This is a genomic window from Roseomonas rosulenta, from assembly GCF_016106005.1.
Lineage (GTDB): Bacteria > Pseudomonadota > Alphaproteobacteria > Acetobacterales > Acetobacteraceae > Neoroseomonas > Neoroseomonas rosulenta.
In genome coordinates this window covers 1-15,009 of sequence record NZ_JACADR010000101.1, presented here as the reverse complement: position 1 = coordinate 15,009, position 15,009 = coordinate 1, and the positions used below count along the sequence as shown (strand labels likewise).

The window sequence follows — 15,009 nt, the reverse complement described above, 5'->3', positions numbered from 1 at the left end:
GACCATCCGCTGCGTCCGGCGCACCAGTGCGCGGCGCGCAAGCCAAGCCGCCGGAGGCGGCGCCCGGCGCCTGAGGGCAAAGAAGACTCCCCCCCCCCCTCAGTTCAGCCGCTGGCGCAGTTCCGCCGTCAGGGCGCGGATGCGCGCCGCCGCCTCGCCCTCCGGCACCAGCGCCAGGAAGCGGTCGAGGCAGGTGAGCGCGGCGCCGATCCGATCCAGCCGCTGGTTCATCAGCCCGGCCTCGCGCCACAGCCCGGCCGCGTCGGGGGCGAGGCGCAGCATGTCCTCGGTGCAGGTCAGAGCGCCCTCCAGCGCGCCGGCCCGCAGGCGGCGCAGCTTGATGTTGTTCTGCAGGCGGAGCAGCACCTCGCGCTTGGACATCGGGCGCAGCAGGCCCGGGCGCAGTTCCGCCGCCTCGCCCTCGATGCGCTTCAGCAGGCTGCGCAAGGCGGGCGCTTCCAGCGCGGTGCCGCCGGCGAAGACATCGACCAGCGCCTGGCCGCGCGGCCCTTCCAGCGCCAACAGGAAATGCCCCGGGAAATCGACGCCATGCGCGGCCCAGCCCGCCGCCTCGGCTGCGTGCAGCCAGAGGATGCCAAGGGCGACCGGCAGGCCGCGGCGGCGTTCCAGCACGCGGATCAGGTTGGCATTGGCCGGGTCGTCATAGGTCTCGCTGTCGCCGGTCAGGCCGAATTCGCCGTGCAGCACCGCCAGCAGCCTTTCCCGCCGCGCCTGCGGGTCGCCGGCATCGGCCGCTCGGTCGGCGGCGGCGGCGAGGACCGCGGCGCGTGCGATGGCGGTCAGGGTGGCGGCGGCCTCGCGCCAGTCGGCATCGGGGCTGTCCACGCGGGCGAATTGCAGCGCGGTGGCGGCCAGGTCGATCTCGGTATCGGGCAGCTGCCCGGCGGCCTCGAGGGCGGCGCGGGCCTCGGCCCCGGGGGAGGATGGCATGGCGCAAGTGTCGCGGCCTGAGGCGCTGACATCAAGACATGCGGTGCGTCTCGTTAATAGGAAATATCCATCGTTTCGAGAGAATTTACGATGTGTTAAATGTTGCACGGCGGCGCGCCGGGCCTGTCCGGAGCCGCGCCCATCGCCCTTCGGGCATAGACGAGGACTGAACGTTGCAAGTTATCCCTGGCCTTCGTCGCTCCCTGGCCGCAAGCGGCGCCTTGCTGGGGCTGCTCGCCCTCGCGGGCTGTGGCAGCGCAGTTTCCGACGCCTCGGCGCTGGGCGGCGAACTGCGTCCGGCGTCTCATCCTGGCCGTATCACCCTGAACTCCGACGCTGTCGGCGCGCGCTGCGTGCTGACCAACACCAGCGACGGCAGCCGCGTGGCCGAGGTCACCACCCTCGCCCAGGTGCCCCTGCCGCGCAGCACCGCCATCATCGAGGCCGCCTGCACCGCCCCGGGCCATGCCGAGACCACGGTGGCGCTGCGCCCGGTGCGCGACTTCGCCGAGGGCATCCACCACCCGCAGCCGATCGGCACAGGCATCGCGCAGAACGCCGTGGTGGTGCGTACCGGCAGCACGCGCCGCTACAACGACACCACCGTGATGCTGCCGCCGCAGCCCTTCGCCTCGGCCGAGGCGCGCGACGCCTGGTTCGCCGACCGCGCCACCGCACTCCGCGCCGCCGCCGCGCCAGGCATCGCCCGTGCGCAGCGCGCGTCGAACGCGACGATCGATACGCCGGAGGTGCTGCAGGGCTACCTGGCGGCGGATCTCGCGGCGCTCGATCGGCAGAAGGCGGCGGCCACCATTGCCGCGCCGGCGCCCGAGCCGGAGGCGCCGGCACGGCGGCGGCGCTAGGCCAGATCCCGATCGGGTGGAATCACCTGATCGGGTGAAGATTCTCGCAGCAACAAGGTGCCAGAGGCGTTGCCGCAAGCCGAGGCGCGCGGCAATGCCTTAGCGGCCGCCTGGGCGGCGGTTTCCGGCCGGCCGCCGCCGCCCTACCGCAGCAGCACAGGCAGCAGGGCGTCGAGGCGCAGGATGCCCTCGGCGGTTGCGCGGAGGCGGCCCTCTGGCGTCCAGGCCAGGTAGTCCTCGTCCAGCAGGGCGGCGAGCATCGCCGGGTCGACCGCCTCGGCGAAGGGCAGGCCGGCACGCGCGGCGATCCGGGCGGGGTCGATGCCCTCGGCCAGGCGCAGGCCCATCAGCAGCGCCTCCCGCGCGCGGTCCCGGGGGGTGAGCGCCTCCTCCTCCACCGCGGCATGGCCGTGCTGTTCCACGCGCCGCGCCCATTCCTCGGGCGCGCGGTGGCGGCGCGTGGCGACCATCGCGCCTTCCAGCAGCAGCCGCTGATGCGCGCCCGGGCCGACGCCGAGATAGTCGCCATAGCGCCAGTAGGCGAGGTTGTGGCGGCTTTCCGCCCCCGGCTTCGCGTAGTTGCTGACCTCGTAGGGCCGCAGGCCGAAGCGCGCGGCTTCCTCGGCCGTGGCGTGGTAAAGGCGCGCGGCGTCGTCGCCCTCGGGCAGCGCGAAGTCCCCCCGCGCATGCAGGGTCGCGAACTGCGTGCCGGGCTCGATGGTGAGCTGGTAGAGCGAGAGATGGTCCGCCGCCAGCGCCAGGGCGCGCCTGAGCTCCGCGCGCCAGGCGGCCTCCGCCTGGCCGGGGCGGGCATAGATCAGGTCGAAGGACAGGCGCGGGAAGATGGCGCGCGCGGCCTCCAGTGCCGCGATCGCCTCGCGCGTGTCGTGCTTGCGGCCGAGGAAGCGCAGCGCGTCTTCCTCGAGCGACTGCACGCCGAGGCTGGCACGGTTCACCCCAGCGTCGCGGAAGCCTTCCAGGCGGCCGATCTCGACGCTGGTCGGGTTGGCCTCCAGCGTGACCTCCACGTCGGGATCTGCATCGAACAGCGCGCGCGCATCGGCGACCAGCGCGGCGACGGTGGCGGGCGACATCAGGGAGGGCGTGCCGCCGCCGAAGAAGATGCTGGCGAGCCGGCGGCGGCCGACGCGCGCGGCCTCATGCGCCAGTTCGCGGCGCAGCGCGGTGGCGAAGCGCGCCTCGTCCACGCGCTCCCGCACGTGGGAGTTGAAGTCGCAGTAGGGGCACTTCGCCGCACAGAAGGGCCAGTGGATGTAGAGCGCGAGGGGTTCGGTCACGCCATGCATATGGCGCGGCGCGGCGGCGCTGCATATGGCGCGCCCCGGTGGCGACGCGGCCAGCCCAGCCGGTCGCGATCGGCCCGCGCGGCGCGGGCGGAGACCCTGATCCAGTCCTTCTCCGCATGTCCCGTATGGCCGCGCCTCGGCTGCCGGCACGGCCCGGCCAGTGGCACCCGCCGGCCCGACCAACCGCGCGATTCCGCCCGGCGAGCCCTGCGGCTATAGGCGGGCAGCCATCGAATGGACCGCCATGCCCCGCGTCACCGCCCTCTATGCCGCCGTCCTGGTCGCCCTGTTCCTCGGGCTCACCGTCCGTGTCTTCGCGCAGCGATACCGCACGCGCGTGGTGCTGGGCACGGGCGGTGACCGGCTGCTGGAACGCGCGGTGCGGGTGCATGCGAACTTCGCGGAATTCGTGCCGGTCTTCCTGGCGGCGCTGCTCGCGGCCGAGCTCTGCGGCGCGCCGCGCTGGGCGCTGCATGCGGCCGGCATCGCGATGCTGGCGGGGCGTGCGATGCATGCGGCGGGCATGTCGCGCGAGCCGGACATCCAGGTGCTGCGCTCGGGCGGGATGGTGCTGACATTGGCCGCGCTGCTGGGCGCCGCGGGGCTCGCGCTCGCCGGCGGCGCGGGGCTGTGGTAGCGGCCCCAGGCATGAGCGGATCCTCGGTCGATCGCGTGCGCGCCGGGCTGCTGGCGGCGAACCACCCCGACACCATCCGGGCCTTCCCCGAAGGCACGCGCAGCGCCGCCGAGGCCGCCGCGGCGGTCGGCTGCGAGGTGGCGCAGATCGCGAAATCCATCGTCTTCCGGGCGGGCGCGCGGGCCGTGCTGGTGATTGCCTCCGGCGCCAACCGCGTGGACATGGGCAAGGTCGCGGCCGCGATCGGCCAGCCGGTGAAGCGCGCCGAGGGCGCCTGGGTGCGCGACGCCACGGGCTTCGCCATCGGCGGGGTCTCGCCGGTCGGGCATGTCGCGCCGCCGATCCTGCTGCTCGACGCCGACCTGATGGCGCTCGGCACCGTCTGGGCAGCGGCGGGATCGCCCCAACATGTCTTCCGCACGAGCCCGGCCGAGCTGCTGCGCATGACCGGGGCGAAGGTGGCGGATCTGCGCGAGGAAGGCTGATGCACGCGACGGCATTCTGGGCGGCGCTGCTCGCGCCGGTGTACCTGTGGCTGTCGCTGCGCGTGATCGGCCTGCGGCGGCGCCTGCGCGTGGCGATCGGCGCGGGCGGTCAGCCGGCGCTGGAGCGCGGCATGCGCGCCCAGGCGAATTTCGCCGAATACGTGCCCTTCGCGCTGGTGCTGCTGGCGTTGGCCGAAGCCGGCGGCACGCCCTGGTGGGTGCTGCACCCGCTGGGGGCGGCGCTGCTGGCGGGACGGATCGCGCATGGCTGGGGCATCACGCGGGAGAGCGAGGATTTCCGCTTCCGGGTGGGCGGCATGATGGCGACATTCGGCGTGATCGCCTGCGCGGCCCTGGCAGCGCTTGGCACGGCGTTGATCTGAGAGGCCGGCCTCTCGGGAAGGCCGTGCCGCCTGGAACTGCCGGTAGCGGGCGCGGACGCGGCGGCCTAACCTGCGCCGACACGACCACCGCAGGCAGGAGACGCAAGATGACCCTCACCGTCCAGCAGATGCTCGCCGCCGCCGAGGCCGTGGTGCCGCGGATCCCGCCCGAGGAGGCCAAGGGGCTGGTCGGGCGCGACGACGTGGTGTTCCTCGACGTGCGGGAGCCGAACGAGGTCGCGGCCTCGGGCAAGGTGCCGGGCGCGCTGACGATCCCGCGTGGCCTGGTGGAGTTCCGCGCCGACCCGGCCTCGGCCCTGCACGACGCCAGCTTCGACCGGGCCAAGACGATCGTGGCCTATTGCGCCTCGGGCGGGCGCTCGGCGCTGGTGCTCAAGACGCTGCACGACATGGGGTATGCGAACGTGCGCAACCTCGGCGGGTTCAAGGGCTGGGTGGATGCGGGCGGGCCGGTGGAGAGGGCCTGATCAGGCGGCAGGGCGCTTCTTCCGCTCGCTCTCCGTCTTCAGCTGCCCGCAGGCCGCCAGGATGTCCCGCCCGCGCGGCCGGCGGATCGGGCTCGAATAGCCGGCATCGTTCAGGATGGCCGCGAAGCGCTGGATGGCCTCGCTGGTGCTGGTCTTGTACGCGCTGCCCGGCCAGGGGTTGAACGGGATCAGGTTCACCTTGGCCGGGATGCCGCGCAGCAGGCGGACCAGCTCGCGCGCCTCGGCCTCGCTGTCGTTCACGCCGCGCAGCATGACGTATTCGAAGGTGATGCGCCGGGCGTTGGACGCACCGGGATAGCGGCGGCAGGCGGCCAGCAATTCCTCGATCGGGTATTTGCGGTTGAGCGGCACGATCTCGTCGCGCAGCTCGTTGGTCACCGCATGCAGCGAGACGGCGAGGCCGACGCCGAGTTCCGTCCCGCAGCGATCCATCATCGGCACCACGCCGGAGGTGGACAGCGTGATGCGCCGGCGCGACAGGCCGATGCCCTCGTGGTCCATCACGATGCGCAGCGCCTTCGCCACGTTCTCGTAGTTGTACAGCGGCTCGCCCATGCCCATGACGACGATGTTGGACAGCAGCCGCGGTGCGCCGTCCTTGGGGGATGGCCATTCGCCGTAGGAATCGCGCGCCGCCATGAACTGGCCGACGATCTCGGCCGCGCCCAGGTTGCGCACCAGCTTCTGCGTGCCGGTGTGGCAGAAGGTGCAGGACAGGGTGCAGCCGACCTGCGTGGAGATGCAGACCGCGCCGCGGTCCTCGTCGGCCGAGGGGATGTAGACCGTCTCGATCCGCTGCGCGTCGCGGAAGGCGAAGACCCATTTGCGCGTGCCGTCGCTGCTGTCCTGCTGCGTCGCCACCTCCGGCCGGCCAACCACGAAGCGTTCCGCCAGCTTCGCCTGCATCGGCTTCGCGATGGTGGTCATCTTCGCGAAGTCGGTCTCGCCCTGGTGGTAGATCCAGTGCCAGACCTGCTTGGCGCGGAAGGGCTTCTCGCCGATCGCGGCCATCTCGGCGGCCAGCTCCTCGCGCGACAGGCCGACAAGGTCCCGCCTTCCGTCCGGCAGGGTGGCGGGCGGCGGGGCGAAGATCGCGGCCTTGGCGAGGATGCGCGCGCGCTCGGCGTCGAGCAGCCCGTCGGTGGTTGCGGTCGCCATCGCCGCTGCGTTCGGCTCCGGCGGCATCGCCGCTCTGTCGGCGCCGGTCATCGCCGCGGCGCCGGGCATTCCTGGCTGATCGCGTCGTAGGCGGCCGAGAAGCCGGACAGGCTGAAGGTGTCGGTGGCGGTGCCGCGCCCGCCTGCACGGGGGCCGCGCGCCGCGGCATTCGCGCCGCCACGGAAGGCCGCCACCGCGGCGCGGCCATCGCGCGCGAAGGCGGAGTTGCCGCTGGTGTAGAAGGGCAGCTCGCGGCTGCCCACCGCGACCGTGACCGAGGCATTGCGCGGATAGGCATAGCCCGCCGAGAGCGCCACCTGGTCACGGCTGGCGCTGCGGTGCGTCACGGTCAGGATCACCCCGTCCCGCGCGGGGTCCGAGCGCTGCGCGCGGGTGAAGGCGTAGCAGACCTTCTGCCCGGCCTCGGTATGCACCGCGGCGATCCAGTCCTGGAAATCGCCGAGCCGTCGCGGACCCTGCTGCTGGGCGGCGGGCGCAGGCGCGCGCTGCTGCGCGATGGCCGGCACGACGACCAGGGCGGAGAGGGCGGTGGCAAGGAGGGCGGCGCGCATGAGCGGTGTTCTACGAAGACCCGGCCCCCGGGGCAACCGCGGTGCTGTCTGGCCCCACGCGCCGTCCCGGCGTAACAGGCCGCCATGACCGACGCCGCCGATGCCGCGCTCGCCGCGCAATACGAGGCCTTTCCCTACCCGCAGCGCGACCCGCGGGAGGAGGCGAAGCGCCTCGTGGTCGGCAGCCCCTCACACCTGCGCGAGGTGGACCACTGGATCTTCGGCGCCCGCCGGCCGGCCACCTCGCCCCTGAACGCGCTGGTCGCCGGCGGCGGGTCGGGCGACGCCACGGTCATGCTGGCCCAGCAGATGGCCTGGGCCGGGCGGCCGGGGCGGGTGACCTGGCTCGACCGGTCCGCCGCCGCGCGCAAGGTGGCTGGCGCGCGGGTGGCGGCGCGACGACTGGAGAACGTGGCGTTCGAGGAAGGATCGATCCTCGACCTGCCGGGCAGCGGCCTCGGGCCCTTCGACTACATCGATTGCTGCGGGGTCCTGCACCACCTGCCGGACCCGCTGGCGGGGCTCAGGTCGCTGGTCTCGGTGCTGGCGCCGGGCGGGGGCCTGGGGCTCATGGTCTATGCGCCGCATGGGCGCACCGGCGTCTACATGCTGCAGGACGCGCTGCGGCTGGTGGCCCCGCCGGAGGAGGCGCCGGCCCAGCGCGTGGACATCGCGAAGCGGCTGTGGCGCCAGGTGCCGGAGACCGCCTGGCTGCGCCGCAACCCCTGGATCACCGACCATCTGAAGGGCGGCGATGCGGGCATCTACGACCTGCTGCTGAACCCGCGCGACGTCGCCTTCACCGTCCCAGCCCTGGCCGCGCTGGTCGAGGCCGCGGGGCTCGAGATCCGCTGCCTGGTCGAGCCCTTCCGCTACGACCCCGATTCGTTCCTGACCGACCCGCGGCTGCGCGAGCGCACCGCGCGGCTCGACCCAGTGCAGCGGGCCGCGCTGGCCGAGGCGGCGGCCGGCAACATGGGCATCCACATCGCCTACTGCGTCCGCAAGGGCGAGGCAGTGGCCCCCGACTGGACCGACCCCGCCGCGGTGCCCGTGCTGCGCGAACTGGACGCGGCGAAGTTCGCCGCCGGCATCCCGGGCGACGGCATCCTGCGCATCGCGGCCGACGGGCTGGTGGTGCCCATCGCGCTGCCGCGCCTCGCCGCCGCCATCATCGCGCGGGTGGACGGCAAGCGCAGCCTGGGCGAGATCGGCGATGCGCTGGCGGCGAATGGCGTCTCCCGCGAGGCCTTCGCGAAGGATTTCGCCGCCCTGGCGCGGGCGCTGGAGCGGGTGAATCGGCTGCTGCTGGCCGCGCCCGGCGGCTGACGCCCCGCGCTACCCCGCCAGCCGGGCCGAGACCTCAGCATGCTCGGCGAAGTCCGGCTCGGCGCGGTGTTCCTCGAGGAATTCCGCGAAGGCGCGGAAGGACCCGCGCGCGGCATCGGCCGGTAGTGCGCCCATCGCCTGCCAGTAGCGCAGCAGCACCATCCAGGTGGCGCAGACATCGGTCTCGCAATAGGTCGCGACCTCGGCGCCGCGGCCCTGCGCCATGGCGGGCTCCACCTCGGCGCCGTGCATGCCTGCCTTGGCGGTCAGCCCGATCAGCGCCGCCGCCTCGGCCAATGACGGCATGGGCGAGGCGCGGAAGCCCGAGAGCCGGTCCGCCAGGTCGAGGTGGTCGCGCCCATAGCGGTAGCCGTAGTCCCGCCCGTTGCCGCCATTGAGCGCGGGCATCGCCACCCCCGTGGCGATGGCGCGGTAGCGCAGCACGGGCAGGTCGAAGCCGGAGGTGTTGAAGCCCGCCAGCATCGGCGCCGGGCGCCCGGACAGGGTGCGTTCGAACAGCGCCAGGATCGCGGCCTCGGGCGTGTCGCCGACATGGCGGGCGGCGAGGCGGCGCACACGCCAGGGTTCCTCGGCTCCGTCGCGCTCGGCCACCAGCAGCGCGAGGCAGGCCAGGGCATGCAGGGGCACCTTGAGGAAGGCGGTGGCGGCGTCCTGCCCCTCGCGCGCGTAACGGGCGCCGAGGTGCCGTCGCAGCGTGGCGTCGTCCAGGCCCTGCGCCTCGTCGCCCAGCAGGGCGCGGCCGGCCACGAGGTCCGGCACGGTCTCGATATCGAAGACGACGACGCGTTCCATGCCGGACCAGCATCGCATGGGCGCGGCGCGCCATCCATGCGGCGCTAGCGGCGTTTCCGCGCGCCCCGGCTCGCGGCAACGCCTCTAGCTTCTTGTTCTTGCGAGCATCTTTACCCGATCGGGATCTGCTCTAGGCCCGCCGGCGCCCCAGCACCAGCGCGAGCAGCGCGCAGAACACCGCCAGCGCCGCCCAGAACCCGCCCAGCGCCAGCCCAGGCCCGACCGCATCGACCGCGAGGCCGGTCAGCAGCGGCGGCACGCAGAAGCCCAGATGCGCGACCAGGAACACCCCGGCGGCGGCGCGCGCGCGGTCCTCGCCGGAGGCGGCCTCGCTGGCGCCGGCCAGCGCGCCCACGAACAGGAAGCCGTAGGCGGCGCTGCCGACCAGCGCCCCGCCCGCCAGCAGCAGCGGCAGCGCCGCCGTCAGCGTGCCCAGCACCACCAGCCCCGCGCCTGCCACCAGCACCGGCAGGCCGATCAGCGACGACCGCCGCGCCGGCAGCTGGCCGATCGCCTGCTGCACCGCCGTGCCGGCGAGGATCATGAAGCACACCGCGATCGGGCCCATGCGTGGATAGCCGGCCGCGGCCAGGGCGCTCGGCACCGAGGTGATGGTCACCCCCGTCACCCCCCAGGCGGCGAACATGCCGAAGGACCCCGCGACGGTACCGCGCGGGAAGGCCGGCACGCGCAGCCAGGCCACGCGTTCATGCGGGCGGCGGTCCGGCAGGCGCGCGACCACCAGCGCCAGCACCGCCACCGCGCCGATGTGCAGCCAGAAGGTGATGGGCGGTTCGCCATCCCCCAGCAGCCACAGCGCGCCCAGCGTGGCGAGCGCGCCCGCGCCATAGGACCCCGCGGTTGCGAAGGCGGTGACGCGCGCGGCCTGGCGCCCGGCCTCCGGCCCGCCGGCCAGTTCCGCCGCCCAGGCGGTCGCCCCCCCTGCCACCAGGCCGATGGCCAGCCCCTGCAGCATGCGCGCGATGCCGAGCGCGACCAGTCCCGGCGCCACCACCAGCGCCAGCGTGGACAGCCCGGCGAGCAACAGCGCGGCCAGCACGCAGGGCCGGCGCCCGATCCGGTCGGACAGCCCGCCCAGCAGCGGCGCGGTGACGATCAGCGTCGCGGCATAGGCGATGAAGGCCGCCGCCAGCCCCGAGGCCCCGCCGCCGTCGCGCGCCGCATAGGTGGTGAAGAGCGGCATCGCGAGCGTGGTTGAGAAGCCGATCGCGAAGACCGCGCCACCGATCGCGACGACGCCTGGGTTCCGGGACACGCGGGCAGGATCGGGCGGGGCGGGTGGCGCGTCAACGGATCGGGCGCCGCGTCTGCGCGGCGACGCGGGGCCTTCCGGCGCGCCGCGGCGCGGGGCAGGATCACCAACATCGGTTTTGCGCGCAGCCGCCACACCGGGTCCCATCGAAGCTTGCTTCGATGGGTGCACGTCAACCCTGCGCGCATGCCGGGCCGGACCGGAAGGCCGCCGGCATCAGCGCGGAGGAAGCAGCATGTCCAAGGTCATCATCACCTGTGCCGTCACCGGTGCGATCCACACCCCGTCCATGTCGGAGCACCTGCCGATCACGCCCCAGCAGATCGCCGAGCAGTCGATCGCCGCGGCCGAGGCGGGGGCCTCGATCATCCACCTGCATGCGCGCGACCCGATCGACGGCCGCCCCACGCCGGACCCGGCGGTGTTCATGCAGTTCCTGCCGGTGATCAAGCAGTCCACCGACGCGGTCATCAACATCACGACCGGCGGCGGGCTCGGCATGTCGCTCGATGAGCGGCTGGCGGCGCCGCTGCTGGCCAAGCCCGAGATGTGCAGCCTCAACATGGGCAGCATGAACTTCAACATCGCGCCGTCCGCGGCGCGGGTGAAGAAGTTCAAATACGACTGGGAGAAGCCCTACCTGGAAGGCACCACCAACTACATCTTCCGCAACACCTTCCAGGACATCGAGCAGGTGGTGGAGCGCCTCGGCAAGGGGCACGGCACGCGCTTCGAGTTCGAATGCTACGATGTCGGGCACCTCTACAACCTGGCGCATATGCTCGACCGCAAGGTGGTCGAGCCGCCGCTGTTCACCCAGACCATATTCGGCATCCTGGGTGGCATCGGCGCCGAGCACCGCAACCTGATGTTCATGAAGGAGACCGCCGACCGGCTGTTCGGCGATGCCTATGTCTGGTCCGTGCTGGCGGCCGGGCGCCACCAGATGCCCTTCGTGACCATGGCGGCGATGATGGGCGGGAACGTGCGCGTCGGGCTCGAGGACAGCCTGTGGATCGGCAAGGGCAAGGCCGCCACGTCGAATGCGGAACAAGTTTCCAAGATCCGCCGCATCCTCGAGGAACTATCGCTCGAGGTCGCCACGCCGGCCGAGGCGCGGGCGATGCTGAAGCTGAAGGGCGGCGACCTGGTCGGCTTCTAGGCCCGCTCCACCCGCGTCAGCCAGCAGCCAGGCCGCGCGGTGTGGATGTTCACATAGGCCACGCGCGGGTCGTCGATCCGCGCGCGGAGTGCCGCTTCCGCATCCTCGCCGGGCACCACCACGCCGAGGTCGTAGAGGCACATCCCGTCGGCATCGTAGTGCCGCAGGCTGACGATGGCGTTCGCCGTGACGGTCTCGGGCAGCGCGTCCTCGACCGGCGCGCCGCCGCAATCCTGCGCGTGCAGGAAGACCGGGGATGGGGTCCAGTACGGCCCCTGCGGCAGCGGCAGGTCCCAGGAGGCCAGCAGCATGGTCTCGCCCGGCCTGCCGAGGCGCAGGCAGGCGCGGCAGGGAAAGCCCGGCCCATCGACGGGACGAAGCTGCACCGTGCCGCCGCGATCGTCGCGATGCGTGGCGCGGAAGCGGGCGGCGGAATCGGCGTCCATGGGGACGCAGCGGAAGCGTGTCATGGCGCGATCCTGGCGCAGCCCGCGCGCCCGCGCCTCCCGCCTGTTGCGTCCGCATGCGGCACCGCGCCCGCATCGGGTCCGATACGGGCGCGGGCGCTTTCCCCCGGGCGGGCGCCGCGGCAGGGGGCGTGATGCCGCGTCAGCCGGTCACGCCCGCCGGGGGCGCGCGCGGCTCACCGCATCGCGGCGATGTCGATCACCTCGACCGCGGGAAGGCCCGCCACAGGCCCGGTCGCGGTGGCTGCGCCGGTCTCGAGGTTCACGCCGTGCAGCGTCCCGCCCGCGAGCAGGAAGCCCATGTTGGCGCCGCCCTCGCCGGCCAGGATGTCGAAGGCGACGCCCGGCGGCAGCATCGCCGCCACCTCGCCGCGCGGCTGCTGCACGCCGTCATTGGGCGGCGCCTGCAGGTTGAAGGTCCGGGTCAGCGTGTCGATGGTGTAAAGCGCCGTGGCGCTCGCGCCGCCCACGCTGTTGGTGTAGGCGCCGGCGGTGATGCGCGGCGCCTGCTCCGCGAAGGCCGTGCCCGTCGCGTACTTGAGCGCCCCGTCGCGCACCGCCTCGCCGGTGTCGACATTCACGCGCAGGTTCACACCGTTCATGCCCATCACCCGCAGGCGGTTGGCGACCGGGTTGAAGTCCACCACCGCGCGGCCGCCGGGCTGGAACTCGGTGTTGAGGCGGCTGACCTGCGTCGCGCGGCCGGTCGCCGGGTCGATCGTCACGATCTGCCCGCGCTCGGTCACGCCATACAGGCGGCCATCCTGCGGCCGCTGGTCGATGCCCATGACGCGGCCATCGGCGCCGGTGATGCGCACGGGGGTGGCGGCGCGGCGCGTCTCGCTGTCGATGCGCACCAGCGCGTTGTCGGCGGTCAGCCCGACCAGTGTCGTGGCCTGGGCTGCGCCGGCGGCGGCGATCATGCCGAAGGCGGCGAGGGTGAGGCGGAAGGGGGTCGTCATGGCGGTCTCTCCGTGGGGTTCGAAACGAGGCCGCCATCGGCCCCGCTGAATGCCCTACGGAGCGCCGCCGCGGATGGATGCAGGGGCGCGATCACGAAATCGCGCGGTGCCGGTAGCCCTGTGGCTTGGCGCGCAGCCGCCGCACCGGGTCCCATCGAAGCGGGCTTCGATGGGTGCCCGCCAACCCTGCGCGCGGATACGTCCGGCGAAGGCGCCGGCCATATCAGGGCGCGGGCAGCACCACGATGGTCACCGTGCGGGAGGGCGGCTCGGCCATGCGCACGCGCGGGCTGAACTGCGCGCTGCGGGCTTCCGCGCGCAGCCGGTCGCGCTCGATGCCGCGGGCGGAGAGCGCCTGCGCCACGGCGCGCGCGCGTTCCGCCGCCAGGCGGATCGAGGTGGTGGCACCCCCTTCCTGCCCCGCATGGCCCAGCAGGCACGCGACGCGGTCGGGATTGTCGCGCAGCAGTTCCTGCGCCGCGGCGAGCGGCGTGCGCGCCGCATCCGTCACGCGCGCGCTGTCGCGGGCGAAGGGCACGGCGAAGACATCGTCCTCGATCTGCTCGGCGCCGACGCAGCTGAAGGGGCGGATCTGCGCGGTGGCCGGCGCGGCGGCCAGTAGCGCCAGCGCGACCAGGCGGATCATGCCGCGAGCACGCCGGCCTGGCGCAGCCGCGCGATCAGCCCCGGCGCATCGAGGTTCGGATGCGCGCCGCGCAACTCGGCTTCGGTGATGGCGGGCCGCGCCATGATCCAGGCGGCGGCCTCGACCTCGGGCAGAGTCATGGCGACGATGCCGGAGGGCGTGCGCAGGCCGAACTCGTTGCCACGCCTGACGGGTCTCGCTTCCGCCACGACGCGGAAGGCGGCACCGGAGGGCTCGTCCGGCGACGCGCCGCGCGCCGCGAGCAGGTCGTAGCCGCCGCGCTGGAAGCGATAGTCGCGCACGAAGCCCGCCAGCACCTCCTGCACCTTGGGGTCGCGCGCGAGGGCGGCGAGGCGGTCGCCCAGCAGCGCCGCGCGCGAGGCCAGCGCCTCACGCGCGGCGGCGCTGCCATCCTGACGGGGCAGCGGCTTGCGGAACTCGGCGTCGTAGAGCGCGCGCTCCATCAGCACGTTCAGCACGTCCATCCCGAGCGGCGCGTGCACGCCATAGGCGACATGGACGGAGTTTGGCGCCTCGGCCAGCGCGTCGTGGTACCAGCCGCGCGGCAAATAGAGGATGTCGCCCTTCTTCAGTAGCACCTTGGCGCGCAGTGCGCCCTTGGCCTGTTCGTGGTGGTCCTGCTTCTGGCCGCGGAAGGCGGGGTGCGGGATCGGCCATTCGGCGCGGCCTTCCCAGATGTTCCAGGTCTTCTCGCCTTCCACCTGGACGGCCCAGACGTCGTGCGTGTCGTAATGCGCGTGGAACGCCTTGTGCGACTGGAAGGAGATGTAGACGTTCGCCTGCGCCTTGCCGAAGCCGGCCCCCTCCAGCGCGTCCGACACGGCGGCGAGGCCGGGTGTCAGGCTGTCCACGTCGTTCATCACGACCGAGGCACCGCGGCGCACCCAGTCCTGGACCTTCGCCGCCACTGGCTGGAGCACCTGCGCGCCGTCGCGCGAGACCGCCTTCACGCTGTAGGCCGCGGGCGGCACCGGCGCGCTGTCGAGCACCAGCTTGAGGCTGGTCTCGGTCCAGACATGCGTCATGTCGAGCAGCCGGTTGATGCCCGCCCAGTCGAGCACGCCGGCGAACTTGTCCGGGCTGCCCTGGATGTGCAGCGGCGCGCGGTCGTAGTGCTCGGCGAGGAACCGCTCGGGCGTGATGGGCGAAAGAAGGTCCTGCAACGTCATCTTCATGCGGCGCATCCTAGCGCGGCCGGGCGGGCTGCGTCAGCGTCCGGTCTGGACGCGGCGGGGCCGGCCGGCGCAGGCTGCCCCGGCGGCGAAACGGAGGAAACCATGGCGAACGACATGCCGGGCCCGGGGGACACGACGCGCGCCGAGGTGCTGCGCGCGGCCGGGGAGGCGCTGGCGCGCCTGGCCCCTGCCCTGCCGCCCGATGCCGCGCGCCTGCTGCGGGATCTTCATGCCGCGGTGCCGACCGCCGAACTGGCCGCCGAGCCGCCCGAGGCGCTGGCCGCCGCCGCCGCCTC

General features: G+C 73.3%; 18 protein-coding genes. 8 read left to right on the top strand and 10 right to left on the bottom strand.

Annotated elements, in window-relative coordinates:
- Positions 1-99: 99 nt before the first annotated feature.
- On the bottom strand, positions 100-951 hold the full coding sequence (locus HW578_RS13635; protein ID WP_198371095.1) for a SirB1 family protein: 852 nt from the start codon (positions 949-951) through the stop codon (positions 100-102).
- Between the two features lie 221 nt (positions 952-1,172).
- On the opposite strand from HW578_RS13635, the gene HW578_RS13630 reads away from it, so the two are divergent.
- Positions 1,173-1,814, top strand: coding sequence for a hypothetical protein (locus tag HW578_RS13630; RefSeq protein ID WP_198371094.1), 642 nt, complete (start codon positions 1,173-1,175; stop codon positions 1,812-1,814).
- 143 nt (positions 1,815-1,957) lie between these two features.
- Here the strand turns inward: HW578_RS13630 and hemW are convergent, their stop codons facing one another.
- Positions 1,958-3,121 (bottom strand): radical SAM family heme chaperone HemW, encoded by a 1,164-nt coding sequence (gene hemW, locus HW578_RS13625; protein ID WP_198371093.1) that lies wholly within the window; start codon positions 3,119-3,121, stop codon positions 1,958-1,960.
- 244 nt (positions 3,122-3,365) lie between these two features.
- On the opposite strand from hemW, the gene HW578_RS13620 reads away from it, so the two are divergent.
- The 4 genes from HW578_RS13620 to HW578_RS13605 all read left to right on the top strand — a co-directional run bounded on the left by HW578_RS13620 (position 3,366) and on the right by HW578_RS13605 (position 5,114).
- Positions 3,366-3,758: an MAPEG family protein gene (locus HW578_RS13620; protein ID WP_198371092.1), complete on the top strand. Its 393-nt coding sequence runs from the start codon at positions 3,366-3,368 to the stop codon at positions 3,756-3,758.
- An 11-nt stretch (positions 3,759-3,769) separates the two neighbouring features.
- Positions 3,770-4,243 (top strand): YbaK/EbsC family protein, encoded by a 474-nt coding sequence (locus HW578_RS13615; protein ID WP_198371091.1) that lies wholly within the window; start codon positions 3,770-3,772, stop codon positions 4,241-4,243.
- On the top strand, positions 4,243-4,626 hold the full coding sequence (locus HW578_RS13610; protein WP_198371090.1) for an MAPEG family protein: 384 nt from the start codon (positions 4,243-4,245) through the stop codon (positions 4,624-4,626). The genes HW578_RS13615 and HW578_RS13610 overlap by 1 nt, the downstream gene beginning before the upstream one ends.
- 107 nt (positions 4,627-4,733) lie before the next feature.
- The gene (locus HW578_RS13605; RefSeq protein ID WP_198371089.1) at positions 4,734-5,114 is read left to right on the top strand and encodes a rhodanese-like domain-containing protein; all 381 of its coding nucleotides are present in this window, start codon (positions 4,734-4,736) and stop codon (positions 5,112-5,114) included.
- Here HW578_RS13605 and rlmN read toward each other — a convergent pair whose 3' ends face one another.
- Positions 5,115-6,293, bottom strand: coding sequence for a 23S rRNA (adenine(2503)-C(2))-methyltransferase RlmN (gene rlmN, locus HW578_RS13600; protein WP_232478945.1), 1,179 nt, complete (start codon positions 6,291-6,293; stop codon positions 5,115-5,117).
- Between the two features lie 47 nt (positions 6,294-6,340).
- Positions 6,341-6,865, bottom strand: a complete 525-nt coding sequence (locus HW578_RS13595; protein WP_198371088.1) for an invasion associated locus B family protein — start codon at positions 6,863-6,865, stop codon at positions 6,341-6,343.
- Between the two features lie 84 nt (positions 6,866-6,949).
- On the opposite strand from HW578_RS13595, the gene HW578_RS13590 reads away from it, so the two are divergent.
- Complete coding sequence (locus HW578_RS13590; protein ID WP_198371087.1) at positions 6,950-8,194, top strand: class I SAM-dependent methyltransferase; 1,245 nt, start codon at positions 6,950-6,952, stop codon at positions 8,192-8,194.
- Positions 8,195-8,203: 9 nt separating this feature from the next.
- Here the strand turns inward: HW578_RS13590 and HW578_RS13585 are convergent, their stop codons facing one another.
- Together HW578_RS13585 and HW578_RS13580 are read right to left on the bottom strand one after the other, a co-directional pair.
- Positions 8,204-9,007, bottom strand: a complete 804-nt coding sequence (locus tag HW578_RS13585; protein ID WP_198371086.1) for a 3'-5' exonuclease family protein — start codon at positions 9,005-9,007, stop codon at positions 8,204-8,206.
- A gap of 130 nt (positions 9,008-9,137) precedes the next feature.
- Positions 9,138-10,283, bottom strand: a complete 1,146-nt coding sequence (locus HW578_RS13580) for an MFS transporter (RefSeq protein ID WP_198371085.1) — start codon at positions 10,281-10,283, stop codon at positions 9,138-9,140.
- 232 nt (positions 10,284-10,515) lie between these two features.
- On the opposite strand from HW578_RS13580, the gene HW578_RS13575 reads away from it, so the two are divergent.
- On the top strand, positions 10,516-11,442 hold the full coding sequence (locus tag HW578_RS13575; RefSeq protein WP_198371084.1) for a BKACE family enzyme: 927 nt from the start codon (positions 10,516-10,518) through the stop codon (positions 11,440-11,442).
- Here the strand turns inward: HW578_RS13575 and HW578_RS13570 are convergent.
- The 4 genes from HW578_RS13570 to HW578_RS13555 form a co-directional block, all read right to left on the bottom strand.
- Positions 11,439-11,912, bottom strand: a complete 474-nt coding sequence (locus HW578_RS13570) for a DUF1203 domain-containing protein (protein WP_198371083.1) — start codon at positions 11,910-11,912, stop codon at positions 11,439-11,441. The genes HW578_RS13575 and HW578_RS13570 overlap by 4 nt on opposite strands.
- Positions 11,913-12,085: 173 nt before the next feature.
- Positions 12,086-12,871 carry a DUF4394 domain-containing protein gene (locus tag HW578_RS13565; protein ID WP_198371082.1) on the bottom strand — a complete coding sequence of 262 codons (786 nt, stop codon included), beginning with the start codon at positions 12,869-12,871 and terminating at the stop codon, positions 12,086-12,088.
- Positions 12,872-13,094: 223 nt separating this feature from the next.
- Positions 13,095-13,517 (bottom strand): OmpA family protein, encoded by a 423-nt coding sequence (locus HW578_RS13560; protein WP_198371081.1) that lies wholly within the window; start codon positions 13,515-13,517, stop codon positions 13,095-13,097.
- Complete coding sequence (locus tag HW578_RS13555) at positions 13,514-14,713, bottom strand: cupin domain-containing protein (protein ID WP_198371080.1); 1,200 nt, start codon at positions 14,711-14,713, stop codon at positions 13,514-13,516. The genes HW578_RS13560 and HW578_RS13555 overlap by 4 nt, the downstream gene beginning before the upstream one ends.
- A 102-nt stretch (positions 14,714-14,815) precedes the next feature.
- On the opposite strand from HW578_RS13555, the gene HW578_RS13550 reads away from it, so the two are divergent.
- Positions 14,816-15,009: hypothetical protein (locus HW578_RS13550; RefSeq protein ID WP_198371079.1), on the top strand; the 194-nt coding region annotated here is incomplete at its 3' end.